Annotated in this window: 26 protein-coding genes; 16 read left to right on the plus strand and 10 right to left on the minus strand. The window is 63.6% G+C overall.

The genetic code is table 11. The features are described 5' to 3' along the window. Positions 1 to 65: 65 nt before the first annotated feature. The 3 genes from NO360_RS15740 (at position 66) to NO360_RS15750 (ending at position 2,678) form a co-directional block, all read left to right on the plus strand. Complete coding sequence (locus NO360_RS15740) at positions 66 to 884, plus strand: enoyl-CoA hydratase/isomerase family protein (RefSeq protein ID WP_256308802.1); 819 nt, start codon at positions 66 to 68, stop codon at positions 882 to 884. A 208-nt stretch (positions 885 to 1,092) separates the two neighbouring features. Then, positions 1,093 to 2,268, plus strand: a complete 1,176-nt coding sequence (locus tag NO360_RS15745) for a thiolase domain-containing protein (RefSeq protein ID WP_256308803.1) — start codon at positions 1,093 to 1,095, stop codon at positions 2,266 to 2,268. Next, entirely contained in the window at positions 2,265 to 2,678 is a 414-nt protein-coding gene (locus NO360_RS15750; protein ID WP_256308804.1) for a Zn-ribbon domain-containing OB-fold protein, read from the plus strand. Before NO360_RS15745 ends, NO360_RS15750 begins: the two co-directional genes overlap by 4 nt. A gap of 73 nt (positions 2,679 to 2,751) precedes the next feature. Here NO360_RS15750 and NO360_RS15755 read toward each other — a convergent pair whose 3' ends face one another. From NO360_RS15755 to NO360_RS15770, 4 genes are all read right to left on the minus strand, one after another. Further along, a complete protein-coding gene (locus NO360_RS15755; protein ID WP_256308805.1) occupies positions 2,752 to 3,684 on the minus strand; it encodes an SDR family NAD(P)-dependent oxidoreductase in 933 nt (310 codons plus the stop codon). Positions 3,685 to 3,755: 71 nt separating this feature from the next. Beyond that, positions 3,756 to 5,426, minus strand: a complete 1,671-nt coding sequence (locus tag NO360_RS15760) for a class I adenylate-forming enzyme family protein (protein WP_256308806.1) — start codon at positions 5,424 to 5,426, stop codon at positions 3,756 to 3,758. Between the two features lie 481 nt (positions 5,427 to 5,907). Beyond that, on the minus strand, positions 5,908 to 6,687 hold the full coding sequence (locus NO360_RS15765) for an IclR family transcriptional regulator (RefSeq protein ID WP_256308808.1): 780 nt from the start codon (positions 6,685 to 6,687) through the stop codon (positions 5,908 to 5,910). 185 nt (positions 6,688 to 6,872) lie between these two features. Continuing rightward, positions 6,873 to 7,517, minus strand: coding sequence for a sensor domain-containing protein (locus NO360_RS15770; RefSeq protein ID WP_256308809.1), 645 nt, complete (start codon positions 7,515 to 7,517; stop codon positions 6,873 to 6,875). A gap of 198 nt (positions 7,518 to 7,715) precedes the next feature. Between NO360_RS15770 and NO360_RS15775 the strand changes: the two genes are divergently transcribed. The 4 genes from NO360_RS15775 to NO360_RS15790 all read left to right on the plus strand — a co-directional run bounded on the left by NO360_RS15775 (position 7,716) and on the right by NO360_RS15790 (position 11,361). Beyond that, positions 7,716 to 8,114 (plus strand): DUF5518 domain-containing protein, encoded by a 399-nt coding sequence (locus tag NO360_RS15775; RefSeq protein WP_256308810.1) that lies wholly within the window; start codon positions 7,716 to 7,718, stop codon positions 8,112 to 8,114. Between the two features lie 426 nt (positions 8,115 to 8,540). Continuing rightward, positions 8,541 to 9,377, plus strand: a complete 837-nt coding sequence (locus tag NO360_RS15780) for a type II CAAX endopeptidase family protein (protein WP_256308811.1) — start codon at positions 8,541 to 8,543, stop codon at positions 9,375 to 9,377. Between the two features lie 165 nt (positions 9,378 to 9,542). Further along, positions 9,543 to 10,421: a CPBP family intramembrane glutamic endopeptidase gene (locus tag NO360_RS15785; RefSeq protein WP_256308812.1), complete on the plus strand. Its 879-nt coding sequence runs from the start codon at positions 9,543 to 9,545 to the stop codon at positions 10,419 to 10,421. Between the two features lie 211 nt (positions 10,422 to 10,632). Continuing rightward, positions 10,633 to 11,361 (plus strand): hypothetical protein, encoded by a 729-nt coding sequence (locus NO360_RS15790; RefSeq protein ID WP_256308813.1) that lies wholly within the window; start codon positions 10,633 to 10,635, stop codon positions 11,359 to 11,361. Between the two features lie 154 nt (positions 11,362 to 11,515). Here NO360_RS15790 and NO360_RS15795 read toward each other — a convergent pair whose 3' ends face one another. Further along, the gene (locus tag NO360_RS15795; RefSeq protein WP_256308814.1) at positions 11,516 to 12,208 is read right to left on the minus strand and encodes a CPBP family intramembrane glutamic endopeptidase; all 693 of its coding nucleotides are present in this window, start codon (positions 12,206 to 12,208) and stop codon (positions 11,516 to 11,518) included. A gap of 219 nt (positions 12,209 to 12,427) precedes the next feature. Then, positions 12,428 to 13,279, minus strand: coding sequence for a hypothetical protein (locus NO360_RS15800; RefSeq protein ID WP_256308815.1), 852 nt, complete (start codon positions 13,277 to 13,279; stop codon positions 12,428 to 12,430). Positions 13,280 to 13,550: 271 nt separating this feature from the next. Here NO360_RS15800 and NO360_RS15805 point away from each other — a divergent pair, with 271 nt between their 5' ends. Beyond that, on the plus strand, positions 13,551 to 13,808 hold the full coding sequence (locus NO360_RS15805; protein ID WP_256308816.1) for a DUF5789 family protein: 258 nt from the start codon (positions 13,551 to 13,553) through the stop codon (positions 13,806 to 13,808). 51 nt (positions 13,809 to 13,859) lie between these two features. On the opposite strand, the gene NO360_RS15810 is transcribed toward NO360_RS15805, so the two are convergent. Next, positions 13,860 to 15,470, minus strand: a complete 1,611-nt coding sequence (locus NO360_RS15810) for a hypothetical protein (protein ID WP_256308817.1) — start codon at positions 15,468 to 15,470, stop codon at positions 13,860 to 13,862. Continuing rightward, positions 15,467 to 16,264, minus strand: coding sequence for an ABC transporter ATP-binding protein (locus NO360_RS15815; RefSeq protein ID WP_256308818.1), 798 nt, complete (start codon positions 16,262 to 16,264; stop codon positions 15,467 to 15,469). Before NO360_RS15815 ends, NO360_RS15810 begins: the two co-directional genes overlap by 4 nt. 197 nt (positions 16,265 to 16,461) lie before the next feature. On the opposite strand from NO360_RS15815, the gene NO360_RS15820 reads away from it, so the two are divergent. Continuing rightward, a complete protein-coding gene (locus NO360_RS15820; RefSeq protein ID WP_256308819.1) occupies positions 16,462 to 17,460 on the plus strand; it encodes a DUF7544 domain-containing protein in 999 nt (332 codons plus the stop codon). Between the two features lie 11 nt (positions 17,461 to 17,471). Here NO360_RS15820 and NO360_RS15825 read toward each other — a convergent pair whose 3' ends face one another. Beyond that, a complete protein-coding gene (locus tag NO360_RS15825) occupies positions 17,472 to 18,812 on the minus strand; it encodes a cyclic 2,3-diphosphoglycerate synthase (RefSeq protein WP_256308820.1) in 1,341 nt (446 codons plus the stop codon). A 110-nt stretch (positions 18,813 to 18,922) separates the two neighbouring features. Between NO360_RS15825 and arcC the strand changes: the two genes are divergently transcribed. After that, complete coding sequence (gene arcC / locus NO360_RS15830; RefSeq protein ID WP_256308821.1) at positions 18,923 to 19,864, plus strand: carbamate kinase; 942 nt, start codon at positions 18,923 to 18,925, stop codon at positions 19,862 to 19,864. Between the two features lie 51 nt (positions 19,865 to 19,915). On the opposite strand, the gene NO360_RS15835 is transcribed toward arcC, so the two are convergent. Continuing rightward, positions 19,916 to 20,356, minus strand: coding sequence for a DUF2267 domain-containing protein (locus tag NO360_RS15835; protein ID WP_256308822.1), 441 nt, complete (start codon positions 20,354 to 20,356; stop codon positions 19,916 to 19,918). A 211-nt stretch (positions 20,357 to 20,567) separates the two neighbouring features. Between NO360_RS15835 and NO360_RS15840 the strand changes: the two genes are divergently transcribed. The 6 genes from NO360_RS15840 (at position 20,568) to NO360_RS15865 (ending at position 26,293) form a co-directional block, all read left to right on the plus strand. Beyond that, a complete protein-coding gene (locus NO360_RS15840; RefSeq protein ID WP_256308823.1) occupies positions 20,568 to 22,004 on the plus strand; it encodes a PAS domain S-box protein in 1,437 nt (478 codons plus the stop codon). Positions 22,005 to 22,221: 217 nt separating this feature from the next. Further along, positions 22,222 to 22,866: a phosphoribosyltransferase gene (locus NO360_RS15845; protein WP_256308824.1), complete on the plus strand. Its 645-nt coding sequence runs from the start codon at positions 22,222 to 22,224 to the stop codon at positions 22,864 to 22,866. Positions 22,867 to 23,002: 136 nt separating this feature from the next. Beyond that, positions 23,003 to 24,226 (plus strand): CBS domain-containing protein, encoded by a 1,224-nt coding sequence (locus NO360_RS15850; RefSeq protein WP_256308825.1) that lies wholly within the window; start codon positions 23,003 to 23,005, stop codon positions 24,224 to 24,226. A 109-nt stretch (positions 24,227 to 24,335) separates the two neighbouring features. Next, positions 24,336 to 24,782 carry an Hsp20/alpha crystallin family protein gene (locus NO360_RS15855; protein ID WP_256308826.1) on the plus strand — a complete coding sequence of 149 codons (447 nt, stop codon included), beginning with the start codon at positions 24,336 to 24,338 and terminating at the stop codon, positions 24,780 to 24,782. A gap of 134 nt (positions 24,783 to 24,916) precedes the next feature. Beyond that, on the plus strand, positions 24,917 to 25,135 hold the full coding sequence (locus tag NO360_RS15860; RefSeq protein ID WP_256308827.1) for a YgaP family membrane protein: 219 nt from the start codon (positions 24,917 to 24,919) through the stop codon (positions 25,133 to 25,135). 261 nt (positions 25,136 to 25,396) lie between these two features. Beyond that, complete coding sequence (locus NO360_RS15865; RefSeq protein WP_256308828.1) at positions 25,397 to 26,293, plus strand: HEAT repeat domain-containing protein; 897 nt, start codon at positions 25,397 to 25,399, stop codon at positions 26,291 to 26,293. The last annotated feature ends 50 nt before the right edge of the window (positions 26,294 to 26,343 follow it).

The following is a 26,343-nucleotide window of genomic DNA, read 5'->3' on the forward strand; positions in this document are numbered from 1 at the left end:
GACCCGGTCCCGTGATCCAGCGGGTATGAATCTTTAGGTAGTTGTGGGCAGCAGCATCAACCGGTATGCCGACCGACTACAGTGACCAGTTCGAGACCATCCGGTGTCAGTTCGACGACGAGAGCGGAATCGGTCGGATCGTCCTCGACCGACCGGACTCACTGAACGCGATGTCGACGAAGACCCTCGAGGAGCTCCCGACAGCCATCGAGACCTTCGATCGACTCGACCGGGACGGCGACCGAGTCTCGGTCCGGTGCGTCGTGATCTCCGGTGCCGGCGACGACGCCTTCTGTGTCGGCGTCGACGTCGACGACATCGGCGGGGAGCGATACCCGTTCACTGCGTCGTCGTTCCGGGAGGCGCTGTTCAGCGTCGAGTCGTTCGGCGCACCGGTGATCGCAGCGATCGATGGCTACTGCGTCGGCGGCGGTCTTGAGCTCGCGCTGATGTGCGACTTCCGGGTGGCGAGCGAGGAAAGCGAACTCGGCTTTCCCGAGGTCGACTTGGGGATCTTCCCCTCCGGGGTCGGAACGACACAGCGGCTCCCGCTTCTCGTCGGTCCGAGCCGGGCCAAGGAGCTGTGTATGACGGGCGAGTTCCTCTCCGGGTCAGAAGCCGCTGCGGAGGGGCTGATCAACGAGGCCCATCCGGCGGAGGAGCTCGCGGACGCCGTCGACGAACTCGCCGGAGAACTCGCGGAGAAACCCCCTCTCGCCCTCCGAGCCATCAAGGATACCATCAATCAGTCGCGTAACGTCGGCCTTCGCGATGGAATCGAGTACGAGTACCGCGCCTATCTCCCGCTTTTGCACACCGAGGACTACGCGGAAGGTGCCGCGGCGTTCGCGGCCGATCGAGATCCGGTCTGGCAGGGTAAGTGATGCCTGATACGGCCTGTTCGGGCTCTCTGCGAGCCACTGCGCGATCGAACGACTCCTCTGTGCGATTCGAGTGAACCGCCTCCCTCACGCGTCGCGGCGATCACCGGATTTACCCGAACACTAATCAACTACCCCTCGGTAACCCTGGGGTGGTGACTGCGTAGGCCACGTGATGCGGTCGCACAGTCATCGGAGTACACGACCTACTATGAGCACGAGTTCGGACGCCACAGCCTACATCGCGGGTGCCTTCGAACATCCGACGCGAGAGGCACCGGAAAAGTCGATCGCACAGTTGCACGCAGAGGCTGCCGCCGGGGCCCTCGAGGACGCCGGGCTGGCAGCAGAGGACGTGGACGGGTACCTCACGGCGGGGGAGAACTACCAGGTCGGCCGGTATCCGCCGCTGGCGATGGCCGACTACCTCGGCCTCGACGTCTCGTACTTCGACTCGACCGACGACGGGGGTTCGGCGTACGTCAACCACGTCGGAGAGGCAGCGAGTGCGATCGCCGACGGGAAGTGTGATGTCGCGTTGGTCACGCTCGCGGGTCGGATGCGGACTGACGAGCGAGCCCATCCGGAGGTGGAGGCGACGATTCTGCAGGAGAACTTCGAATCGATCTACGGTGCCGAGACGCTCCCGCAGTACGCGCTCGCCGCTCGCCGTCATATGCACGAGTACGGGACAACCGCTGCGCAACTCGCCGAGATTCGGGTCGCAGCGTCACAACACGCACAACACAACGAGCACGCGATGTATCGGGACCCGGTGACTGTCGAGGAGGTCCTCGACTCGCGAATGGTCAGCGATCCGCTCCACCTGTTGGACTGCTGTGTGATCTCCGACGGCGCGGGCGCGTTCGTCGTCGTGTCCGATTCGGTGCGACGACAGATCGACCGAGAGTGTGTCGAGATCCTCGGGCACGCGGCGGCGGTCGACCACCACGACGCCGGCCGGATCGATCTCACCGAGACGGCCGCGCGGAAATCCGGCCCGCGAGCACTCTCCCGGGCGGGTGTGGACCACGCCGACGTCGATTACGTCTCGATTTACGACTCGTTCACTATCACCGTCCTACAGACGCTGGAGGACTTGGGGTTCTGTGAGAAGGGGGAGGGCGGAGCATTCGTCGAAGGCGGGACCTTACAGGCACCACACGGTGCGCTTCCGTTCAACACGGACGGCGGCGGACTGTGTTCGAACCACCCGGACCGCGGCGGGATGACGAAGGTAATCGAGGCAGTTCGCCAGTTACGTGGGGAGGCGAACGCGCCGGTACAGGTGCCCGATGCGAGCGTGGCGCTCGCACACGGGACGGGAGGGTACCTCGGCACGAGACACGCCGGATCGACGGCCGTCCTCGGGAGGATCGGCCGATGAGTTGGGAACCGCGACCGGTGCCGACCGTTACTCCGGAGACGGCCCCGTACTGGGAAGCAGCGGCGGAGGGCCGTCTCCTCATCCGGCGCTGCCTTGACTGCGAACTCTCGTTTTACTATCCGCGGGCGCGGTGCCCGGACTGCCTCGGAGACAACGTCGACTGGATCGAAGCCGATGGAACGGGGACGGTGTACGCCCATACTTCGACGACGAACGTCGCTGCGTGGCCGGACGACGATCTCCCACTCGTACTGGCCTACGTCGAACTCGACGAGGGGCCGCGAATGCTGACCGCGCTGTCTGACTGCACCGGGGAATCGGTCGAGATTGGCACTCCCGTCGAAGTGGCCTTCATCCCGACAGCGAGCGAAGACGTGTCCATCCCGGTCTTCGAACCGATAGACGACTAGTCGGAGCGGAACCGACCCGGTCTGCCGTCTTCGAGAGCGATACCGACACACAGCGCGCTCGGTGAAGGGTCACTCAGTTCTGTACGTTCGGAATGCTCGGCTTCGACGTGCGCTTCGTCTCGTAGCCGTCAGTGAGATTGTCCCAGGCATCAGCGATCTGTTCGGGCGTCCAGCCACCGGTTTTCGTGTCTGCGGGCACCTCTTTGATGATCTTCCGTTCGCGGTCTGGGTCGGAGATGAACGAAAGTTCTCCCGACCCGAGTCCGACCGTGCAACCCGTGATGTCTGTCGCCGCCTCGCTCGCCAAGAACGCCGGGAGCGGTGCGACGAGCTGCGGACCGTGTGTCTCGTCTGTCATCCCGTCCGGTTGGTACTCCTCGGGAATGGACTTGTACATACGGGTGTAGGCCTCGGGCCAGAGGCTGTTCACCCGAACGTTGTAGCGTTCCAATTCCTGGGCGCAGTTCCGTGTGAGACCGAGGACGCCGGCTTTCGCGGCGGCGTAGTTCGGTTGTCCCGCCCATCCGATCGCCGCCGAGCTAGACACACCGAGGAAGGACCGTTGCCGCTCGAATTCCTCCGCTTCGTACCGCGATTTCCAGTGTTGAGAAGCGTTCCGGAGCAACGAGAAGTGTCCCTTCAGATGGACATCGATGACCGCGTCCCACTCCTCCTCGGTCATATTGAAAATCATCCGGTCACGGAGGATCCCGGCGAAGTTGGTGATGCTGTGGACCGCGCCGTATTCGTCGACGGTGTCTTCGATGAGCTGGTCGGTATAGTCCAAGTCGGTGATATCGCCGTAGTGGGCCATCGCTTCCCCGCCCGCCTCGACGATGTCGTCCACCGTCTGCTGGGCTGGCTGGGTATCCTCGCCCTCTCCCGACAAATCCGCACCCAGGTCGGCAACGACGACTGCGGCTCCCTCATCGGCCATCAGTTTCGCCGTCTCCTCGCCGATACCGCGACCTGCTCCTGCGACGATGCAGACTGTGTCTTCCAACATACTACCTATCTCATACTGTGCGCGGTGAATAAGTTTTTCCCACAGTGCCGTGCGCTCGTGACCTCGCCTAATCAGCCGCCGAATTTGATCCCGAACTGCAGCGGTTTCGGAACCAGTTCTCCGCGTTTTAGTTTCCCGTTTTGATTTCGTGGAAGCTCGTCGACGACTCGGAAAATATCCGGGATCTTGTATTCGGCGAGACGTTCCTCACAGGCTTCCCGAAGCATTTCTTCGGTGACGCGGTGTCGTTCTTTGGGGGCGACAACCGCGATGATTCGTTCTCCGAGGACGTCGTCGGGAAACGAGGTAACTCCGGCCTCTCGGACTCCAGTGACGGCAAGTAGCGCGTCCTCGACCTCGACGGGGTAGACGTTCTCACCGCCCCGGATCATCATATTCCCTTTGCGGCCGCGTAGCGTGATGAATCCGGATTCGTCGATAACCCCGATGTCTCCGGTGTAATGCCATCCGTCGTCGAACTCTTCGTCGGTATCGTCCGGCGAACTCAGGTACCGCTCAGCGACGAATGGGCCGTACATCGCCAATTCGCCGATCTGGCCGGGCGGCAATCGGTTGCGGTTCTCGTCGACGACGGCGAACTTCGTCGTCGGAGTCGGCATCCCCACGACTTCCGGGTGATCGTCGATATACTGGTCAGGAATCATCGCGGCAATACCAGCGAAGTTTTCCGTCTTCCCGTACGAGTGGTACAGTTTTATTTCCGGGAAGGCGTCGCGTATCTTCGGGATCGCATCACGCGGCATCGGTGCCCCGCCGTACGCAAACTTCTCGAACGATGACGTGTCGTACGTCCCGCCGCCTGCTTTTTCGGCGGCCAGGACGATATGAGTCGGGACGCCCATACAGTAGTTCACGCGCTCGGTGCCGATGTAGCGGAGGAAGTGCTGTGGGTCGTACTCCCGCATAATCACTGCCGTGCCGTTGACCGAGATGGCCGTGAGAAGGCCGCAGACGAGCCCGGTAACGTGGAAGAGCGGCGACGGGACGAGAATCCGGCTTCCGTCTCGTACGCCGTGAACACTGGCGTTGTTCAGGGCCGCGTTGACGGCTTGGAAGTTGTCGATCGGGACGGCCTTCGGTTGGCCTGTCGTGCCGGACGTGTACATAACACTCAGAAGATCGGCCGCTGTGGCAGACGGCTCAATCTCTTCGTTTCGGCTGTGGGCTATCAGACCACCGTACGACTGGTCCATCCCGGCCGAATCCAGCACGCACGTTCTGTCGTTCGAAGGTTCGTATGCCGATCCCTCAAGCTTATCCGCGTATTCGTCCCCGACGAAGACGAGAACAGGGTCGCCATCGGCGAACATGTCGCGGATCTCCCCCGGAGAGTGTCGAGTGTTCAGCGGACTGACGACGGCACCGACCCGCGCCGCAGCGAGGAATAGCTCGACGAATTCGAGTTGGCTATCGACGAGGAGGACGATGCGATCGCCCGTCGAAACCCCTTCCGATCGCAGTCCTCTCGCCAACCGGCTGACGCGGTCGGCCGCCTCACGATACGATAATCGAATATCGGAGTCGGGGAAGACAACGAACTCCCGTTCCGGGGTGTCGTTCACTGCGGTGGCGAACAACTCGAACAACGACTCCGATCTGTCAGCGAACGCGCGAACCGTTTTGCCACGGTGCTCGGTCTCCTCAACTCGCGGGAAGGCGTCCATTCGATGCGTTACGACGTTGTTTTCCCAGATGATGGTCTCGTTTGTGAATTCCTGCATCACTTACCCCTACCGCGGTGTGTGACCACTATTACCAAACTGGATCTAAAAGTGTGTCGCCGATCCAGTTCCTGGGCGATAAGGATCCGCTTCCGTCCAGTAGAGCCGTTTTCGTTGAGGGAACAGTTCGACAACGATTTGTGAGCGCGAAACCCGTCGTCGACACTCAACACCCGCAGTCGTGAGCCACTAGCCCTCCTACGCTGGCGTCGACGATGGGAAACGAATCGAAATCAAGCGCCGTGCTATCCGGCCGCTCGTCGTCGAGACCACGAAAAAATATCGAAGTAGTATATATATCTTACTTGCATCGCTCCGCTGTGAGCCCCGGTCGCCACTGGTCTTCGTCAGAACGGTGTTGACATATGCAAACGCAACTGTCGTCGAACGTGGAGGCAGGTCGGATCATCGAGGCGAATCTCCTAACAAGCGTACTTCTGTTAGCCGTGTCTCTTTTCTTCGTGTGACCGGTGGCGGTCGATCACTGCCACGGAGAGGACACCGACCCGCGAAGTTCGATTTCGTTGATCACGCCGCCTATGAGGTCGGGGAGCGTGTCTGTATAGTACTCGTCCGACATCCGGTTCTTCGGTCCGCCGATAGTGATCGAACCGATCGTTTCGCCGTCCAAAGTCACGGGGGCACCCACAGCACGGTAGCCGTCGATCGCCTCCTCGTCGTTGAACGCCACCCCGTCCTCGCGAACGCGCTCGATTTCCGCCAGCAACTCTTCGCTATCCGTAATCGTCTGCTGCGTGTATGCCGGAAGGCCGTGCGTCTCTATAATCTCTAAAATCCTATCATTACTGTACCCCGAAAGGATCGCTTTTCCACCAGCGTGAGCGTGCATAAACTCTCTGTTACCTATCCGACCGCGAAACTTTGCGTTTAGGTTCCGCTCCCCTTCGATGATGTCCAGCGTTACCAGTTTCCCGTTGTCCTCGCTCGTGCACCACCCTATTTCTCCGGTCTCGTCCACTAGATCGCGCAACGATGGCCGAGAGATCTCGATCATCGGATGGTTGTCGCGGGCGTACATCCCGTGGTCCAGATATTTCAACCCGATATGGTACGTCTGATCTCGCTTGATCACGTATCCTTCTTCTCGAAGCGTCATAAGGTACTGATACGCCGTACTCCGACCGATATCCAAGCGATCAGCGATAGCGCTGGCTCCGGCTCCGTCCAGTTCTTGAAGCGTCTCTACGATGCGATGCGCCGTCTGGAGCGACTGTATTTTCCGCGGTGATTCTCCGGTCATACACAGTCATTTTTGTTCTGATAGTAAAGTTCGCCCGGTGGTTCCGTCGATCAGATATTCGGCGTCCACAAAAATATAGCACATTGACAACAACGTATTATAGTAAATTGTATTACTAATATACGGACTTACAGAATCCGATACATTTCGAGCCCACTCGGGCGAACCCCTGATGTGCGCGCGATTCACGTCCTCCCATCGCCTACCTGAAGCAACTCGGCAGTGTAGCGGGCGTGGAATTGAGCGAGGGCATTCAGGAGGTTGACCGCGACGAACAGAAACACCACGCCGACGACCACGGCCGCGAGTGTCTCCGGGAACGTGTCGACGACCCAGGGACCGACGGCGTATTCCCCGTCGACGACCAGTCCCCCGACACCGAGGACGACATCCGGGTCCTCGTAGATGAACGGGGCCGCCAGAAATGCTCCCGTCACGGCTCCACTGACCGCGAGTGCGACGAACGAGATGAGTCCGAACACGAATTTCGCGAGCAGCAGGACGACGCTCGTCCAGGCACTCGGGGCCGTCACGAGCCGCTTGACGGCCTCGACGAAACCGTTTCCCGGGAGGGCGAGTTCGCTGGAGACGTCGAAGTCCTCGATGAACGCCGGGACGGAGGCGTCGACGCTGCCGAGGCGTCTGGCCAGAGCGGCCTCGAAGCCGGCCACGGCCGTCGCCGCCAAGAGCGTCACGAGGAGTATCGGCAACCCGATCCACGTGACGAGCGTACCGACGCCGAGGGCGACGCCCACCGTGAGACCGACGAAGTAGACGAGTCCGAGCGGGAACGCGAGGGCGAGGTAGAGGAGGTTCTTGTACGTCTGCACCGCTAACGGAGCGGCGAGACCTCGGCGAAGTCGGCTGGAGAGCGAAGACTCAGCTGCCTCCGAGGACTGACCTGGATCGGAGTTCGAGAGCATCACGGGGCACATAATGTAACTTAAAAATGTATTATTTTAGAGGGTAATTCTCAGCCCGTGAGAACAGCAGGCAGAAGCTACCTCGTTGGCGACTCGATAATCCGTATGGTCGAACGAACGGAACTCCGCAACGCAGCCATCGGCGCAGTGATAACGATCTTCCTCTCGTTTACGGGTTTCTCAGCATTACTCGGCGGCGGGGTCGCGGGCTACCTGCAGCAGGTGCCGCCGAAACGCGGCGCGAGGACCGGGGCCATCTCGGGAGGTATCGCGGCCATCCCGATACTCCTCGTTCTCGTGCTCGGATTCGGGCTCTTCCTCTTGCAGCCGTCGGCGTTGGGGGTTCCCGGGGGTGTGGAACTCGCGATCATCCTCTTGATTATGTTTCCGCTGCTGTTCGCCTGGATCATCGGACTGAGCGCGGCCGGCGGCTACGTTGGGGCGTACCTCCGCGCGGAATCTCAGTCCTCGAACAGTGAACGGGGGGCACCGGAACGAGGATGAGAGCGGAGTCTCCGACCGTCTCCCACTCGGCGTGGAAGACCGTCGCCGCAGCGCTCCGATGTCTCCCTCCGAACCGGCGTTCGACGGCACCGGTCTGCTCTCTTCGTCTTGCTCACGTTCGTTCTGACGTGGGTCCGTGAGGATCCACTTTCGTGGCACTCCGCGCCGCACGGTCCGACCTGGTGACGCCGCTCGTCCTCGTCGGTAAGTTTCGGCCGTTCGCGGCCGCGATCATCGCGTTGCCGGTGGCGGCGACGACCGGTCGTGGCCCGGAAACGAGTTTGCGAACTCGCCCCGCTCTCTCCCACGGGCGACACTCATATCGGATCCGCCCTCGTCTTTCGACGTAGACGAGCGTTGACGAACCTCGGAGTGAGTCGACGGCAGCTATCAGAACATTGGGATATCCGCACGGAGGTCGACAGTATGCGAAACGTGGTGCGAAGGGACGGGAGTTCCCCGGGGGACTGGCGGGGGATCGCAGCGTTCCTCGCGGTGACGTTCGGCTGGTCGTGGGGGTTCTGGATCCCGAAGGCCGTCGCCGCCTCCGGATTCGTCCAGCGCGTCCCGGTACTCCCCGATCTCGGTGCATTCGGACCGACGGTCGCCGCCTTCGCCCTCGTGACGTACGCGAACGGGCGGCCGGGCGCGAAACGACTCGCACTGCGAGCGCTCAGTCGTGACTACCCAAAGCGGTGGCTTCTCCCGGCACTCCTCCTGACGCCTGCCATCGTGTTCGCGTCGCTCGCCGTAGCCGACCTCACCGAAACCACCCCCGCGTACCCGTGGGCCGACGATCCGGTCGTGCTTCCCGCCGCGTTTCTCGTTATCCTCGTTCTCGGCGGACCGCTCCAAGAGGAGTTCGGGTGGCGGGGTTACCTCCTCGACCCGCTGCAGGAGCGGCTGACAGCATTCGGCGGTGCCGTCGCCGTCGGTCTCGTCTGGGCGGTCTGGCACCTCCCGCTGTTCTACATTCCGAGCGAAACGATCTACTTCCGCAACCCCTTCCTCGGGTTTGCGGTCTCCATCACGCTACTTTCGGTCCTCATCACCTGGGTGTACAACAACACGGAACGGAGCCTGCTCCCGGCCATCCTCTTCCACGCGAGCTTCAATTGGTCGCAGGCGATGTTCCCGGTCCTCGACTCGGACCCTGCCAGCCTCACGATGGTGGGGCTCCTCGCGCTCACGACTATCGCAGTCGTGCGCTACTGGGGACCGAGCCGATTGACCAGGGCCAGTGGAGAGAGCTCTTTCGGCTAGACCTGATAAGTCACTAACTCGTATGACGCACACAACTCGCCAGGTGTATGAAATCGTGATCCCGTCGTTCACCCCCTCGATACCCGCTCGGTCCCGTCGCGATCGGTTCTCGTCCGTCCGGAATACCCTAATTTCGGTACTTGTGTCGATACTCTGCCGTCGGATATGATCGAAGAGCCACGGCTGCCTGGGTTCGCCGTCGACCTCCTGGACCGGCGGCTCCTGAGTTGGCGCTTCCTCGGTGCGGTGCTCGCGGTCGAGCTACTGCTGACCGTCTTCATCAACCTGATCCTGTTCCGAAGTGCGTGGGTTTCGGCGGTTCTCTTCGATCCGGTCCGAGGCGCTACGGGCGGGCTGGTGACCGCGACCTTGTTCGTGAACCTGCTGAACTTCGCCGTGGTGGTGGTCGGTCTCCTGCTGGTAGCCGGCGGTCTGCACCGGCGAGACCTCGGACTGGTGCGGTCGAATCTCCCGACCGCCGTCGCGGTCACCGTCGGTCTCTGGATGGCGCTCCAGGCGGCCGCCGCCGCCGTCTCGCTCGCCCGGACGGGGACAGTCGGGATGAATCCCGGCTGGAGTCAGGCTGGGGTCGGCGCGACGCTGGGGCTGCTCGTCGCGCAACTGTTCGGGAACGCCCTCTACGAAGAGATCCTCTTCCGAGCGGTGTTGCTCGACCAGATGGTGTTGAAACTCCGGGACCGACGGTGGGGGTTCACCTCGGCGCTCGTCGGATCGCAGCTAATTTTCGCACTCCTGCACGTTCCGAACCGTCTTCTGCGGGGATATACGCTCACCGGGATGGTCGACGGACTGGGACTCCTGTTCCTGATGGGGCTGCTCTTCGCGCTGGTGTACCATCGGACGGGAAACCTCCTGATCGCCGTCGGCGTCCACGCCCTCAACAACGCGCCGACGATGCTGGTGGCCACGCGGCTGTCCGGGCAGTCCCTCGTGACCTTGCTGCTGGTGGGACTGGTGACCGCGTGGCCGGTCCTTCGACGACACCTGGGACGCGGGACTCCGAATCCGTCTACCAGCCAGTGAACCGAGTACGCACATACCACCGTCGTGAGCGATTCTGAGATGAAGCTGGAGTACGTCGGGCATCCGTAGTCGGGATGCTTCTCGTCGCTGGCTGTTCCGTCACGTGACGACTCCGAGGGGGAACCGTCGATCAGTCCGGATTCTCGGCGGCTGGCAATCACCCGCCTCAGTCTTGGGTTCCGAGGCCCTCTATTCAGACGGAGGAACCAATATGGCAGCCGTTTCCAATATTGCAGAAGAAGCCCCGAGACCGGCTGGAAAGACGTGGCGACGTCGTCTGGGGTGGGTCTCGGGCGGCGCGCTCCTCGGGATCGCCTACTGGACCCTGGTCCGACCGCGGATGCTGAACTGGGGCGCGACGCCCGCGGAGGTCCGAGCGTCGCTCCCCGGTGACGATCGGCTCCCCGACGCGGACGCCGAGTCGACGATGGCGATCAGTATCGACGCTCCACCAGACGAGATCTGGCCGTGGTTGCGCCAGGTCGGTCAGGAGCGAGGCGGATTCTACAGCCACGAGTGGGCAGAGAACCTCGTCGGCCTCGATATTCACAACGCGGACCGTCTCGTGCCGGAGTGGCAGGACCTCTCGGTCGGAGACACCGTTCGGCTCGGCCGGGAGGACCGATTCCCGGACGCGACGCTGGACGTGGTCGGGCTGGATCCGGAGCGGTCGTTGATTCTGCAGACGCCCGACGAGCCGACGTGGTGGGTCTGGTCCTTCGTGCTCGACCCGATCGACGACGCGACGACTCGGCTACTGGTTCGCTCGCGCATTCGACTTCCCGAGAACCCAGTCGTCGGCGTTCTCGCCCGGGTGGTGCTGGATCCGATAACGTCCGTGATGACCCACGGAATGCTCGGCGGGATCCGATCGCGGGCCGAGCGGATCGAGCGGCTGCAGGCCGAGACGGAGGTGTCAGGTCAGAGCGCATCGCCGTGAGTGGCCCCCGCCCGGCTGTTCGACCTTTCGTGGCGATTCGAGCGCGATACGTCTCTGGGTACACAGGCCGATCTGTCCGAGAAACGGACCGATCGTGAAGTGCATCGAACCGAGAGTAGCGTGGACAGTCGAGTTCGAGGCCCTCAACGAGCGGTCAGAGGAACGAGGGCAGAACGAAGACCATCGCGACGTTGATGACACCGTGTGTGAGCATACTGACCACCACGTTACGACTCCAGACGTACACGCCGACGAGGACGGCGGTGAAGACCGCCTGCGGAATCGCTCCGGCGAGGCCCCACGCCGGGTAGTGAACCGCGAGGAACACGAGGCCGCTGATACCGGCACCGACCCAGAGTCGGTCCGTCAGCTCGGCCAGCCGTTCGATCGGATACCCGCGCCACAGGATTTCCTCGACGATGACGGCCGTTCCGACGACGGCGAGTTGTATCGGGAGCGAGAGTCGAGTGATCGCCGACAGCGTCTCCGGCTGCTCGAGACGCAGCGTGACGACGGCGACGCCGGTGACGAGCAGACCGAGCACGACCCCGCCGAACCCGGCACCGATTCCGACGGCTACCTCCCTCCGCGTCGGCATTCGGAGACCGATCGATCGCAGCCGCCGGTCCTCCCAGTGAAGGACGACAACGAGCAGCGCGCCGACCAGCAGCCAGCTACTGAGCGAGTTGGCCAGGATCGAACCGGCGGTCGACGTCCCGACTTCCCGCGGGAGATCGAACCGTCCGAGCACTGGCGCTCCGAACAACGAGACGAATAGCCCGACCAACACGGCGACTGAAAGACCTGAACTGGTCTCTCCCCGAGCTTCGCCGGCGGTGGCGGACATACGGAGAGCTTGGTTTTGAATTCATATATAACGGCGTAATCGTTCCCCGTCGCCGAGAGGACGAGTGATCACTGGCCATCGAGGCGCGGCCAATTCGTGTCTCACTACCGGGTGCGTGACTGTTTCGACACCGGTGGCTACCGGTGACGGCACCGAATCAGACCGTATCGGTCTCGGGAACCTATCCGTGGCGGCGATTGGAAGTCGAGTCCGGTTGTCTCAGGCGCTCTGACGGTCGCCTTCGTTCGTCGACGGTTGCCGCTCTCGCTTCATCGAGAACACGTACGTCACGGCCAACACTGCAGCGACGAGGACAGGCAGATAGCTGAAGAAGGCAGCCACAGGCGACACCGTGACCGCGTCCCCCCGTCCGAGGACGAGCGTCATCGAGGCGATCGAGGCACCCAGCGTCGCGCCGAGGACCAGGACGACACCGGCGAAGACGAAGCCCCAGGTGCGTCGCTGATAGAGCCAGGCCGCCGCGAGAAAGATCGACGGCACGACGACGCCGAGGTCGAGGACGTGGCTCGCCATCGCCTGTGGCCCCGCTTCCTCGACGATGCGCGGCGTCGTCCCGCTGAGCAATGCCGGGACGATATCCGACAGCCACAGCGCCGCGAGGCCGACCCCGATGAGGACCAGGAATCCGCTGTAACGCGATGGTCTGATTCGGTCCTCCACAGAGTTCCGGATGGCCTCGGCGTCGGTCGTCACGAACCCGCCGATCAGCGTGAACAGCGAGAGGCCGAACAGCGCCACGTACACGAGGAACAGTTCGTTGAACGTGATCTGAATAGCGACGCTGCCCCAGAGATACGTCGCGTATGCGAGGCCACCGAGCCAGACGACCCGACCACGGGGTGATCCCCGCATCGCGTACCAGAGGCCGACCGCGAGCACGGGAATCCCGACCACGAGGATCGCGAGATCCTGCATCTGGTAGGACTCGACCAGCCCGGGCGCATCGTTGTAGTGTCCCGGGCGAAAGAGCCCGAGCAACGCGGAAAGCGCAGAGAGAGCGAGAATCGAGAGGGTGGCCAGGACGTGCCATCGATGGAGGTCACCGGTCATTTCGTCCCACCAGGTGAGAGTACGCTGACCCACGAGTTAGCTGATGCCGGCGGTTCTCACCGGGCGGGAACTCGGCGGGCCGACGGGCGACACGGAACGCTTCTCGAATCGGTCCGCACGACCGGCGTACCACACCGGCTTTCGTTGACGAGTACGGGAACAGTGACCGCCGAAATAGTCTCAGCCATCTCTGTGAGGCCTTACGTTGAACTCACCCAACACCGACCGTACGGACGTATAGCTTGAAGTGTTCAGTCGACGTAGTGATACTATGGACAGCGAAGTACGCTTGAAAGACGTCAGCGAGGTGCTCGATGAACTCGAGTACCCGATCGAACAATCGGAGGCCGGTGCGGAACTAGCCGACGTCACGCTGATCTTGGCGGACGGAAGCGAGAACTTCGGTGACCTCGTGGAACGGACCGGCAGCGACGTGTTCGAGTCGGCGTCGGACCTGGAGGCCGAACTCCACAACGCGCTCCCGCGGGAAGCCGTCGGGGAACCGTATCAGTCCGAAGGCGACGCCTGAACGCGTCCGAGACGTCGATATCGACGGTCGATAGCGCTCTGCAACCCGCGCCTAATCGAGCGCGTATCGGCGGTACCGTCGAACGGAGTAGCGATAGGAGCCGTACGAGACGCCGAACGTCGTCAGGACGTACACGGCGACCCCGCCGACGACGAGCGGCGTGGGGTCGAGAGCACCCGACGCCCCGAACCAGGTCGCGACCAGGCCGATCACCGTGCCGCCGCCGACCACGAACAGGTACGCCATCATCACGAGCGTCGAGGGCACGACCGTCTCCGCGCCCCAGAACTCGCGTTCCTCGTAGACGGGATAGGACGCTCCCAGTCCGACCGAAAAGAGCGACGCGGCGGCGCACATCGGGACGCCGACCGCGGCGAACGCGACTGCCACCGCTGGCGCAGTCCCCAGCGCGACGGACGCCAGTGGGACGAGCACGGCGAGGGGCATCGCAATTGCGAGGCCGGCGGTAACCCGACCGCGAATCTGCGTTCGTGGCGGCGTCCCGCTGAGAAGCACGAGTGGAAGTTGCGGCCGGTCGTCACCGAGCGGATTCAGTCCGAACGTCGCACCGGCGAGATACGTCGCGAGGCCGACGCCGGTCGCGGCCGCGAGCGCCCCGAACGCCTCGCCGGAAGACTGGACGAACGTCGTTCCGATCGGACCGAGGAAGAAGACGATCATCACCAAGTGACTGAACTTCTGCGGGTGCCGGACGGCGCGAACCAGGTGGCCCCACGCGATCCGTCCGGGTTTCGTGGCGACGAACGGACGCGGCGCCCCGAAGCCCCCGCTCGACGTCTTCGCCCGCGTCGCGCTCTCTGACTCCGGCGCGTCGGTGAACCAGAGGGTGGTCGCCGACCGCGTGGCGACCGCGAGTCCGAGTGGGGTGAGCGCGAGCAGCAGGAGCAAAACGGCGACCCCGCTCGGGGAGAGCGGTCGCGAGAGCGGAGTGGCGACGAACGCGAGGGCGACGTACTCCATCAGCGGACCGAACGTGAACGCGTCGAGAAGGGCCCCAGCCGAGAGCGTCCCGTCGGCGAGGCGGCGGCCGATCGACTGCGAGGCCAGGACGAGCGCGAGCATCCCGACGAAGCCGCCGATCTTGACCGCGCGGCCCAGCGCGGGCAGCCACCGGAAGAGCCGCAGGAGCCCGACTCCGAGGGCGTATCCCCAGACGGCCGCCCAACAGAGGAGCGGTAGGAGCACGAACGCGACCGTCATCGGAAACGTGGGTGACCCGAGTCCGAGGGAGAACGCGGCGACGACGGCCGCTATCGGCAGCCCGAACCAGACGGCCAGCCGTGCGATCTCGGCACCGACGAGTCCGACGACGACGGCGCGAGGGTGGACGGTCGACAGGAGGAGCGCCTCCGCTTCAGGGCTCCCGATTCGCTCTAACGTCCGCAGGGCGGCCAGCGAGACGAGGAGCAGCGGGAGCGCGGTCGCGGCGGGCCCGAGATACGGGATCGACGCCGCCGATCGTACCGTCCGTCCCAGGACGTACGCGGTCGGCAGGGTGAACAGGAGGTTTCCGCCGAAGAACAGGAGGGCCACGGCGAGTCCGAGGAGTCGACGGCGGTCGCGGGCGTACCCGCGGACGCTCCGGACGAACTCCGCGCGGGCGATACGCAGGGCGTGTGCGAGGTCGGTCCGGAGGGTCATACGCCCTCGGAGCCGCCGCCGGTTTCGCCGGCCCCCGCGACCTCGCTCTCGCCGCTCGTGACCGCGAGGAAGGCGTCCTCCAGGGACCCGCTCTCACCCGTTTCCGCGCGAGAGGTCACCGCTTCCGGCGCGCCTTCGGCGACGAGGCGGCCTTCGTAGAGGACGCCGACCTCGTCGGCGACGGCCTCAACGACCGGGAGGATGTGCGTCGAGAGGAACACCGTCGTCCCCGAGTCGGCGAAGGCCAGGATCGACTCGCGGATCCGACGCGCCGCGCGGGGATCGAGTCCCGACGTCGGTTCGTCCAGGAAGAGGACGTCCGGGTCGTGGATCACGCTCTGAACGAAGGCGGTCTTCTGTTTCATCCCCTTCGAGTAGGCCTCGATCCGCTTGTCGGCGTCCTCGCCCAACTCGAACTCCGTCAGATACCGCTCGATGCGCGCTTCGGCGACGTCGGCCGGAAGGTCTCTGAGGTCGGCGACGTATTCGAGTTGCTCGCGCGCGCTGAACTCCTCGTACAGCGGCGGCGTCTCGGGGAGGTACCCGACGTGGGGCGCCAGCGCGCGGCGGTCGGACACGTCGACCCCACAGACCCGGACGGTGCCGCTCGACGGCCGCGCGAGTCCCGTCAAGAGTCGCATCGTCGTCGTCTTCCCCGCACCGTTCGGTCCGAGGAAGCCGTACACCGTCCCGGTGGAGATCGAGAGCGAGACGCCGTCGAGGGCGACCTCCGAGCCGTACCGTTTCCGGAGGTCGTCGGCGTCGATTGCGGTGGTCGTGTGTGTGGAGGGCATCGCGATGATTGCCCTTGGGGAGCCACCCCCTAACGGTTGTGGATCGCGGAATCGCCCCCGCTTCGATCGAAATTGTTATTTCGTTGTGAGGTGACCTGCCACACGATGTGTCGAATTGGTCCCTCCCAGCGGAGCGGTAGTCGAAGCGACACCGTCCCTCCGAGCCGCGACGGCGATGACGCCCGGAGGGTCGGGTGATGACTCTGTACGCGGTCGATGCCATCGACGACGCTATCGACGCGGCGCGGGCGTTCCTCTGGCCGTTCGATCTGGGCCGGTGGGCGCGACTCGCCCTCGTGATGTTATTCGTCGGTAGCGCTGGCGGCACGCCGCCGTTCCAGTTCGGCGGCGGCGCCCCGAGCGGGTCGGGATCGCAAACGCCCGACGTCTCCGGGATTCCCGAGACGCTCCCCCCGCCCGGTGGCACGGAACTCGCGGTGATCGCAGCGATATTCGGGATCATCCTCCTCCTCGGCCTCGCGTTCCTGTTCGTGGGATCGGTGATGGAGTTCGTGTTCGTCGAGTCCCTTCGGCGCGAGGACGTGAGGATCCGCCGCTACTGGAGCGAGCGCTGGCGACAGGGCGCTCGGCTGTTCGGGTTCCGTGTCGTACTCGGGGCGCTCACCCTCGCGATCATCGGGGGCACGCTCGCCGCGGTTCTCTGGCCGCTTCTCGTCGGCGAAGGCGCGTTCTCGATCGGACTGTTGTTCCTCGCGATCCCGGTGTTCGTGGTCGTCAGCGTGATCAGTGGCCTCGTCGGCGGCTTCACGACGATGTTCGTGGTGCCGGTGATGATCGTCGAGGAGAGCGGGCTCCTCTCGGCGTGGCGGGAGTTCTGGCCGACGGTGACCGGCCAGTGGAAGCAGTACGTCGTCTACGCCGTCCTGAGCTTCGTGCTCCAACTGGTCGCCGGGATCTTGGCGAGCATCGTGACGGTACTCGGCGCCATCGGAGTCGGCATCCCGCTCGGCGTGTTCGGACTCGTTGGCGTGGGTCTGTTGAGCGTCTCCCACCTCGCCGGATGGGCGATCATCGCCCTAGCGGTGCTGCTCTTCGTCCTCGCCGCGATCGTCATCGGACTGCTCGTCGCCGTCCCGATCCAGACGTATCTCCGCTACTACGCCTTGCTCGTGCTCGGCGACACCGAGGCGGAGTTCGACCTGATCTCGGAGCGGCGAGCGGCGATCCGGGAGTGAGCAGCCGAGGATCAGAGACCTAAGACGTCGGCGTGCCGGTCGAGCACGGCCGACAGTGTCAGGTTCTTCTCTTCGAGTTCGTATCGAACCCGGACGATCGGCACGTCGACGTCGATCAGCCGCGCCAAGTCGTGCGGCGTCCCGGAGACGACCACGTCCGGGTCAGCCGCCCGAATGGTCGCTTCGAGCTCTCGAATCTGTTCCCCGCTGTAGCCCATCGCCGGGAGGACGGCATCGAGATGCGGGTACTCCTCGAACACCTCTCGGAGGGAGCCGACGGCCGACGGTGACGGATCCACGACCTCGCCGGCGCCGTACTCCCGGGCGGCGAGTAATCCGGCACCGTGCGGGGCGTCGCCGTGCGTGAGCGTGGGACCGTCCTCGACGACCAGGACGCGTTTTCCGGCGATCGCCTCCCCGTCGGCCGTGATCGTCGAGTTGGCGTGGATGATCTCCGCGTCGGGGTTCGTCCGGCGGACGTTCTCCTCGATCTCACGAATCCCGGCCACGTCCGCAGTGTTCTCCTTGTTGATGATGACGTAATCCGCCAGGCGGAGGTTCGTCTCACCGGGATGGTACCGCAGTTCCGCGCCCGCGCGGTGAGGGTCGGTCAGGACGACGTGCACGTCGGGGACGAAAAACGGGAGTTCGTTGTTACCGCCGTCCCAGACGAGGACGTCGGCCGCGTGCTCGGCCTCGGCCAGGACCGCCTCGTAGTCGACGCCCGCGAAGACGGTGTGGCCCCGTTCGATGTGGCCCTCGTACTCCTCGCGCTCCTCGATGGTGACGTCGCTCGCGTCGAGATCCGCCATCGTCTCGAAGCGCTGGACGCGCTGCGCCGCCAGGCCCCCGTACGGCATCGGCTCTCTGACGACGGCGACTTCCTTCCCGCGGTCACGGAGTAGGTCTGCGAGCTTTCGGGCGGTCTGCGACTTCCCGCATCCGGTCCGCACGGCGTCGACGGCGACAACCGGCACTGAGGACGCCAACATCATCCGATCCGGGCCGATCAATCGAAAGTCGGCCCCCGCCGCGAGGACGCGTGACGCCTGGTGCATCACGTCCTCGTGAGCGACGTCGGAGTACGAGAAGACCACGGTGTCCACCGCCTCCTCGTCGATGACCGTTTCGAGTTCCGACTCCGGACGGATCGGGATGCCATCGGGGTAGGCGTCGCCCGCCAGTTCAGGCGGATACCGTCGGTTCGGCAGGTCGTCGAGTTCGCCGATGTTCTGCGTGGGCGTGTGCGTGAACGCGACGACTCTCGCGTCCTCGTCGTCCCGGAACACCGTGTTGAAATCGTGGAAGTCGCGTCCGGCCGCTCCCATAACGACGATTCGAGTCGTGCTCATACTGCGACTAGGTCGGTCGGACGCGGGTAAATGGTTTCGACGCCGACACGAGCGACTGTACTTGCGTCGGCTGCCCGTCACTATAACCCCGCGGCGGCCGAAGGGTTCGTATGGACGGTTCCGCACCCGACCGGCGAACCGGTCCGGTCGTCGTCGCACTCGGAGGCAACACGCTACTGGGAAAGCAGGGACCGTGGACGGTCGACGAGCAGACCGCGGCCATCGAACGAACCGCCCGGGAGATCAGCGAGGCCATCGAGGACGGATACGAAATCGTCCTCACGCACGGGAACGGCCCGCAGGTCGGAACCCTGCTGTTGCAACAGGAGACCGCGAGCGAGACACCGCAGTTACCACTGGACGTCCTGGTCGCCGAAACGCAGGCACAGATCGGCTACCTCTTGCAACAGGCTCTGGACAACGAACTGACCGACTCGACGGACTTCATCACCATCGTCACCCAGGTCGTCGTCGACGGGGACGACCCGGCGTTCGCGGACCCGACGAAACCGATCGGGCCGTTCTACACCGAGGAGGCGGCCGCGGAGAAACCGTTCGAGACGAAGCGCGTGTCGACCGGCGACCGACCGTACCGTCGCGTCGTCCCGTCTCCGGAGCCCGTGGAGATCGTCGAGGGAGACGAGATCGCGAATCTCGTCCACCGGGGGAATCTCGTGATCGCTGCCGGGGGCGGGGGCGTCCCCGTCGTTCGCGACGACGGTCTCAGCGGCGTCGAAGCCGTCGTCGACAAGGACACGACCACGCGACTGCTCGCCTCCGAACTCGGCGTCGGAACGCTCGTGCTACTGACTGACGTCGAGTTCGCGTACGTGAACTACGACACGCCCGACCAGCGACCGATCCGCGAAGTCACCGCGCGGGCGCTCCGGACCCACCTCGAAGCCGGCGAGTTCGGTGCGGGGAGTATGCGTCCGAAAGTCGAGGCGTGCCTCCAGTTCGTCGAGGAGGGTGGTGATCGGGCCGTGATCACCTCGCCGGATCGGTTGCTGGACGCCCTCGCGGGAGAGACCGGTACCCAGGTTCGAGGCTGAACGGGACCAGGGTGCTGCCGCAAGTGGGGACGACCGTCCGATTCGCGACTGTCAGCCGTCCGTCGACGCTCCGTCGGTCTCTTTCCACCCGCCGGCGTCGACCACCTCGAAGAGTTGGCCCCAGTCCTCCTCGTCTTCGGCCTCGGGCAGCGAATCGCGGAGCTGTTGAAAGTCGGACTCCGGAACGAGCGAGTGCACGAGGTCGACGACGACGCGGGCGTGATAGGCCGCTTCCGCCCGGTCGGTGTGTTCGATGCGGCTCACGCGGTCCAGGAACTCGGTCCAATCGAAGCGCTGGCCGTGTTCGTGGACTGCCCCGGTCATATACCACTTGATTTCTATCGGCAGCGACGCGGCGAGGTCCTCGGCGTTGCCCTCGGGGAGTCGTTGCCCGAGTGTCAGAAGCGTCGCCCGAGCGGCCCGTACCGCCTCGCCGGTGCCTGGCAGTCCGAGTCGGTGTTGGATCTGCCCGGTGAACTCGTCGAATTGCATACGCGCGAAACTGTGCACGAGATGACATCAAACGCTAGGGTACTTCCCACGGCGTGAAAACCACGGTCTTTGTCGAGACCGTGTTAAATATAGAGGAGTAGTCAGCGAGGTCTTGGTACCCACACGCATATATGATAAACAAGTGCCACTTCCACTGAAGATAGAGCACGAGTTCAAAATGCATACACGTGTACTGGACTCATTACGACCAATGGAAGACAATGTGAATCACCGAGAAAACGATAAACACGAGTCTGAGTGGTATCGGACGCTCGTTGAAGAGGTAAATGATCTCGCAACAGTCGTCGATACCGACGGGACGATAACCTACGTCAGTCCGGCTGTCACACGGATTCTCGGCTACGACCCCGACGAATTGGTTGGCAACGAGGGATTCGAGTTCGTCCACCCCGAGGACCGGGAACGAAACGCCGACGCGCTTGAGACCGTTCTCTCGGACTCTTCTGAATCCGAGACTGTCGAGGTCCGATTCCGCCATGCCGACGGCTCGTGGCGTTGGATCGAGGCCACAATGCGGAATCGACTTGAGGATGATATCATCGATGGGATTCTCTTTAGCAGTCGAGATATCACTGAGCGAAAAGATTACGAACGCGAAGCCAGGAAATTCGCCGAAGAGTACGAAGCCCTGTTGAACAATGTGGAAGATGCCATTTTTCTCATCAATGTCGAAGAAAACGGGGATAGTGTCCGATTCGAATTTGAACGTCTCAGTCCCTCCTACGAGCGCCAAACTGGCATTACAACCGAGGAAGTGCAGGGACAGACACCACGAGACGTGTTCGGTGAAGAGCAAGGAACTGAGTTAGAAGCGAACTATCACCGCTGTGTCAACGCTGGCGAACCTATCTCGTATCAAGAAGAACTCCGAGTCGGTGAAGGAGCACGCTTCTGGCAAACGAAGCTCGCGCCGGTAGTCTCCGATGATGAAACAACTCGCCTCGTTGGGATCACTCGGAACGTGACGGAACGCGTCGAACGGGAGCGACAACTCCGTCAGCAGAACGAGCGCCTTGAAGAGTTTGCGAGTGTTATATCCCACGATTTGCGCAACCCACTCAACGTCGCACAGGGTCGTGCAACGCTCCTTGCTGAGCAGGCAGAAAGCGATCATCTCGATCCACTACTGCAGGCGCTCGACCGGATGGAGGCGATCGTTGAGGACACGTTGACTCTTGCTCGTCAAGGCGACATCATAAGCGAAACCGAGGCGATCCGTTTGACTGACCTCGTCGGGAAGTGTTGGGGGACAGTAGACACGGGCGACGCAACCATTGAGATCGTCGATGAGATGACCTTCCAAGGCGATCCAGACCGGTTACGGCACGTTTTCGAGAATCTGTTCCGAAACGCGGTTGAACACGGTGGGTCAGACGCAACCGTGCGTGTCGGACGTCACGATGAAAAGGGGATCTATGTCGAAGACGATGGGCCAGGAATTCCACTCGAAAAGCGTGACGAGGTGTTCGAACCCGGGCATACGTCGGCACATGGTGGTACTGGTTTCGGGTTGACCATCGTAAAACGAATCGTGGAAGCCCATAGCTGGGAGCTGTCTGTAACCGATGGAACTGACGGTGGGGCGCGGTTTGAGTTCGAGATGACTGAACAGGGAGAGTTCGTGTGAGTTTTCAGACTAGGTCCGTCACCAATACATCGAGAAGCGCGGTCTCAACTACTAAGTGTAGCGTCTGAGGCATAAGCTCGCTGAATGCTGCACGCGGTTTCTATCAGGTTCTAGGATTTCGAGAGAGTCGGTGAACCTTATTGCAGCGGTCGTTCCTGTGGCGTGGGAATGTCCGGATAATACAGCGTGCTTGAACGGCTATTTCTACGCTGCACATATGACGAGTCCACGACGATTCGACGACCGTACGGACGCGGGTGAACGATTGGGTGAGGCGCTACGAGACCGTGACGTCGACGCGGACATCGTCCTCGCGATCCCGCGGGGCGGGTTACCGGTCGGCCGGGCCGTCGCCGACGCGCTCGGGGTTCCGCTCGACATCGTCGTCGCCTCGAAGATCGGCGCACCGGGAAACCCGGAGTACGCGATCGGGGCCGTCGCCGCCGACGGGGCCGTCTGGCGGAACGAACGGGCCTTCGAACGGGGTGGCGTCGACGAGGAGTACTTCCAGCGGGAGCGCGAGCGCGAGGCCGAGAAGGCACGCCAGAAGGCCGAACGCTACCGTAGCGGCCGATCCGAACCGGATCTGAGCGGAAAGACCGTCGCCGTCGTCGACGACGGCATCGCGACTGGTTCCACGGTCAGAGCGTGTCTCGCGATGCTCGCCGCGACCGACGCGGAACGCATCGTGCTGGCCGTTCCGGTCGGCCCACCCGAGACCATCGCGGAGTTACGGGAGGCGGTGGACGACGTCGTCTGTCTCCGGACGCCGAGCAGTTTCGGTGGCGTCGGACGGTTCTACGACCGATTCGACCAGGTGTCCGATGCGGACGCAATGTCGTATTTGAAGACGGACCCGTAAGCGACGTCGAGCGAGGAAGCCCGCCAGTTTCACGGGACGGGAACGACCGGCGGTTACTTCAAAACTGAGCGACAAATACAACGCGTCGGCAGCGCAGACGGCACCGCAACGCAACCAACACGCCATACCCCCACCGATGGACATCACCGATATCGTTTCGACAGAGTACGTAGAATTACCGCCAGACGCCACGGTCTCGAAGCTCGTCGGGGTCTTCGAGGACCCCTCCGTCACCGGCGTCGTCGTGGCCGGTTCGGAGTTCGAGGGCGTCGTCACAAGACGACAACTCGCCACCTCGCACCGCCAGCCGAACGAAAAGCTCGCGTCGCTGGTCTGGCACGTCCCCCGACTCGCACCCGACGAAGACGTGCGAAAGGTCGCTCAGCTGATGATCGACAGCGACTCGCGGCTCCTGCCGGTGTTCGAGGGGCAGGAGCCCGTCGGCGTCGTTCGCGCCGACGACATCCTCGAAGCGGTGACGCCGTTCCTCGACGCGGCGACCGTCGCGGAGGCGGCCAGCACCGACCTGGTCACGGTCGACCCGACGTCGAGTTTCGGGGAGGCCCTCCACGTCTTCCGCGAGAACCGAATCACTCACGTACCGGTCGTCGAGGACGACGCGGTCGTCGGAATGTTGAGCCTCTACGACGTGATCGATTTCACGGGCCGCTCGGCCGATCGCAGCAAAGGCGGCGACGCCAGCGGAACGGACTCCTTCGGTGGGTCGATTTCCGGCAGTTCGGGACGCGCTCGCGGCGGCGGATACGGCGCTCGGGAGGGTGAGTTGGCCCGGTTGCTCGACCTTCCAGTCCGAGACGTGATGAACTCCCCGGTGCGAACGATCCAGCCGGAGGAGACACTCGACAGGGCCGTCGAAGAGATGTTCGAGATCGGCGGGTCCTCGCTGGCAGTAACCACGGACGGAGAACTGCACGGAATCATCACGAAGACGGACGTCCTCGACGCGCTCACGTGGGAAGCCGGCGGGAACCGGGCAGTCCAGGTCTACGGAATCGACCTGATAGACGACATCGCGTACGAGGACATCGTCGATATGATCGATACGCTCGACGAACGAGACCAGCGGATGACCGTCCTGGACGCGAGAGTCCACCTGCACAGACACGACGAGAAGCTTCGCGGCACGCCGCTGATACTCGCCCGGATCCGACTGCACACCGATCGGGGACTGTACATCGCCTCCGGCGAGGGGTACGGAGCGAAGCACGCCATCAACGAGGCCCGAGAGGTGTTAGAGCGGCAGATCCGGGACAAGAAGACCTATGGCCGCAACAAGAAACCACGGAGTGAGGAGTTTTGGGAGAAGCGATTCGGCTGGCTGCTCGAAGGGGAGGACTGAACGACTCCCCGCTCAGGCTCTCTCGGAGCCGCGGGCACCCCGCACTTCCGCAAATTGAGAACCACTGACAGGAATTATTACCCTGTCAGCCGTAGGTCCACGCGTCGTTATGGCCAACCCGAGAAATCCGTTTCGCGAACTGGACCGGCTGTTCGAACAGATGCAGGAGAACGTCGGGGAAGCGAGTCGCTGGTGGGAGTCGGAGCCGTTCGCCCGGACGGAGCGCGACTCGGCGTCGATGCGCGTCGACCTCAGAGACGCCGGCGACGAACTCGTCCTGACCGCGGAGTTGCCCGGGTTCGAGAAAGACGACATCGACGTGCACCTCACCGACCAATCGCTCGAAATCGACGCCGAACACCGCGAGGAAGTCGAAGCGAGCGACGACGAATACATCCGTCGCGAGCGTTACCGGGCGTCGATGAGCCGATCGATTCCGCTCCCGGAGGCGGTGATGGCCGAAGACGTCACGGCCTCCTACGGCAACGGCGTCCTGACAGTGACGATGCCGAAGAGCGAACCGGAGTCCGAAGGGATCGAGATCGACGTAGACTGAGTGCACCGACCGTCTCGGGCCGTTGGTCGGATCTCCTCGGGGCCGAGGGGGCGAACCGACTGACAGCCGGTGGCGGCGGGTCCGCGACTGTCGTCCGCAAGAACAGTTATGTATTTCTACCCCAATTCTCCGCTATGGAGCAGAATGTCGGCCGAACCGACGGAATCGCACGGGTCGCGATCGGAGCGATCGCCGGAGTGATCTCGCTCGCCATACTGGGCAACGCCGTGTCCGGACCGGCCATCCTCTCGCCGATACTCGGGATCGTTTCGATTATGATGCTCGCGACCGGCGCGACGGGACGCTGCGGCGTCTACTCCCTCATCGGCGTGAACACCTGCAAGGCGCGGTAACCGCCGCGAGCGACCACCCAGAAGGGACTCGCGTCGCTAGCGGCGGGTTCCGTTCGAGGGTGTAGTGAATGCAATGAACATAATTAGTGAATGTAACTGGTGAATATGATTGCTGGCGAGAAACGAGTCCGTCATCGGAAGGTGGACTGATCGCACCTGGACACTCGGGTCCGTGGCGGTCACGACCGCGGTCTGAGCCGCGACCGTGGACCGGTGGCCTTCGGAGGTACAACTAAACGCCCGTCGCGTCTCACAGCACGTATGACCGACGCGGAACGAGCCGCGCGACTCCGCGACGCCGCCCGCCGAGCACCGGCGACCGTCGACCTGGAGGAACTGGGACCGCATCTGGCGGCCGATTCGATCGAAGCACGGGCGCGCGCCTTGGAGACCCTCGGCCGGTTGGCGCTCGCGGGGCGAGACGTCGAGTCGTACGCGGATCGACTCGATCGATGCTACGGCGACCGCGACCTCTTGGACGCCCCCGTGCGGCTGTCGACCGAACGGGACTCCGAGGCGTGGGTCCAACCGCGCGCGCTGGCGTTCGCCGTGGCGGCGCTCGCTCTGACCGGGGCGGTCGACCGCGGCGACGCCATCCGTTCGGCCGTGAACGCCTACGAGAACCAGCATCCGGAGTTCGACGCGGAGATGCGAACGAACACGGCGATACGGGAGGTCGGCTGGGGATTCGCATCGGTTGTGATCTTCACCGACGGCTACGTGGACGTCATCCTGAGCCTCGTCGACCGCGACGACGACACGGTCCGCCGGGTCGGCGCGTCAGCGCTGTCGGACGTCGCAGAGGAGTACGCGCCGATCAGAGACGAGTACCCCGACGAGACGCCCCGACTCGTCGCCGACGCCGCCGAGCGACTCGCGACAGATTCGCATCCGAGGGTCAGATACCACGCGGCGTTTGCGCTCACTGAGTACGCGATGGACCGGCCGGAACTCGTCCGTCCGCGCGCGGACGTGCTTTCGGCGGCACTCCGAGACGAGGCCGCACTCGTGCGGAAAGAGGCAGCGGCGACGCTGGGATTCGTCGGCGCCGCCGACGCGGTGCCCGCGCTGCGGGATTTGGCCGAAACAGACCCCGACGAACGGGTCCGAGAGGCGGCAGCCGACGCCAGAGAGTCCCTGGAGAGCGAGCGCGAGTGACTGCCGGGACGGCAACAGTTCGACCCCGCCAGCGACGCCGAGGTGCCCGG

Origin of the sequence: Halobellus litoreus (assembly GCF_024464595.1) — an archaeon.
Lineage (GTDB): Archaea > Halobacteriota > Halobacteria > Halobacteriales > Haloferacaceae > Haloquadratum > Haloquadratum litoreum.

Coding starts and splice junctions, on each gene's coding strand:
- NO360_RS15740 (WP_256308802.1), top strand. CDS start 66: ATGCCGACCGACTACAGTGACCAGTTCGAGACCATCCGGTGTCAGTTC.
- NO360_RS15745 (WP_256308803.1), top strand. CDS start 1,093: ATGAGCACGAGTTCGGACGCCACAGCCTACATCGCGGGTGCCTTCGAA.
- NO360_RS15750 (WP_256308804.1), top strand. CDS start 2,265: ATGAGTTGGGAACCGCGACCGGTGCCGACCGTTACTCCGGAGACGGCC.
- NO360_RS15755 (WP_256308805.1), bottom strand. CDS start 3,684: ATGTTGGAAGACACAGTCTGCATCGTCGCAGGAGCAGGTCGCGGTATC.
- NO360_RS15760 (WP_256308806.1), bottom strand. CDS start 5,426: ATGCAGGAATTCACAAACGAGACCATCATCTGGGAAAACAACGTCGTA.
- NO360_RS15765 (WP_256308808.1), bottom strand. CDS start 6,687: ATGACCGGAGAATCACCGCGGAAAATACAGTCGCTCCAGACGGCGCAT.
- NO360_RS15775 (WP_256308810.1), top strand. CDS start 7,716: ATGGTCGAACGAACGGAACTCCGCAACGCAGCCATCGGCGCAGTGATA.
- NO360_RS15780 (WP_256308811.1), top strand. CDS start 8,541: ATGCGAAACGTGGTGCGAAGGGACGGGAGTTCCCCGGGGGACTGGCGG.
- NO360_RS15785 (WP_256308812.1), top strand. CDS start 9,543: ATGATCGAAGAGCCACGGCTGCCTGGGTTCGCCGTCGACCTCCTGGAC.
- NO360_RS15790 (WP_256308813.1), top strand. CDS start 10,633: ATGGCAGCCGTTTCCAATATTGCAGAAGAAGCCCCGAGACCGGCTGGA.
- NO360_RS15795 (WP_256308814.1), bottom strand. CDS start 12,208: ATGTCCGCCACCGCCGGCGAAGCTCGGGGAGAGACCAGTTCAGGTCTT.
- NO360_RS15800 (WP_256308815.1), bottom strand. CDS start 13,279: ATGACCGGTGACCTCCATCGATGGCACGTCCTGGCCACCCTCTCGATT.
- NO360_RS15805 (WP_256308816.1), top strand. CDS start 13,551: ATGGACAGCGAAGTACGCTTGAAAGACGTCAGCGAGGTGCTCGATGAA.
- NO360_RS15810 (WP_256308817.1), bottom strand. CDS start 15,470: ATGACCCTCCGGACCGACCTCGCACACGCCCTGCGTATCGCCCGCGCG.
- NO360_RS15815 (WP_256308818.1), bottom strand. CDS start 16,264: ATGCCCTCCACACACACGACCACCGCAATCGACGCCGACGACCTCCGG.
- NO360_RS15820 (WP_256308819.1), top strand. CDS start 16,462: ATGACTCTGTACGCGGTCGATGCCATCGACGACGCTATCGACGCGGCG.
- NO360_RS15825 (WP_256308820.1), bottom strand. CDS start 18,812: ATGAGCACGACTCGAATCGTCGTTATGGGAGCGGCCGGACGCGACTTC.
- arcC (WP_256308821.1), top strand. CDS start 18,923: ATGGACGGTTCCGCACCCGACCGGCGAACCGGTCCGGTCGTCGTCGCA.
- NO360_RS15835 (WP_256308822.1), bottom strand. CDS start 20,356: ATGCAATTCGACGAGTTCACCGGGCAGATCCAACACCGACTCGGACTG.
- NO360_RS15840 (WP_256308823.1), top strand. CDS start 20,568: ATGGAAGACAATGTGAATCACCGAGAAAACGATAAACACGAGTCTGAG.
- NO360_RS15845 (WP_256308824.1), top strand. CDS start 22,222: ATGACGAGTCCACGACGATTCGACGACCGTACGGACGCGGGTGAACGA.
- NO360_RS15850 (WP_256308825.1), top strand. CDS start 23,003: ATGGACATCACCGATATCGTTTCGACAGAGTACGTAGAATTACCGCCA.
- NO360_RS15855 (WP_256308826.1), top strand. CDS start 24,336: ATGGCCAACCCGAGAAATCCGTTTCGCGAACTGGACCGGCTGTTCGAA.
- NO360_RS15860 (WP_256308827.1), top strand. CDS start 24,917: ATGGAGCAGAATGTCGGCCGAACCGACGGAATCGCACGGGTCGCGATC.
- NO360_RS15865 (WP_256308828.1), top strand. CDS start 25,397: ATGACCGACGCGGAACGAGCCGCGCGACTCCGCGACGCCGCCCGCCGA.